At 62.4% G+C, this 242-nt stretch carries 1 protein-coding gene; it reads right to left on the reverse strand.

All coding sequences use genetic code 11. From position 1 onward, the window contains the following. Nucleotides 1–242 (reverse strand): M3 family metallopeptidase (locus tag SB764_RS43975; protein ID WP_410867310.1); only part of this gene is annotated, 242 nt, incomplete at both ends.

Here is a 242-nt window from a genome sequence, read left to right on the forward strand (position 1 = left end):
GGCCATCTTGGTGGCCAGGCTCAGTTCGGAGAATGAGGCGTAGCCCAGCAGTTGAGCAAGCTCCTGACGCAGGTCGAGGATCTGTTCCATCACCGGCCCGTTATCGTTCTGACCGGCATTCGGGCCTTGGTCCGACGCACGGGTGCAATAGGCCGCGTAGACTTCCTCGCGCAGGGCGCGGTCCTGGGCGTAGGTCATCACCGCGTAGTAACTCGGGAACTCCAGGGTGATCAGCCAACCGT

Origin of the sequence: Paraburkholderia sp. SIMBA_027 (assembly GCF_046535315.1) — a bacterium.
GTDB lineage: Bacteria > Pseudomonadota > Gammaproteobacteria > Burkholderiales > Burkholderiaceae > Paraburkholderia > Paraburkholderia tropica.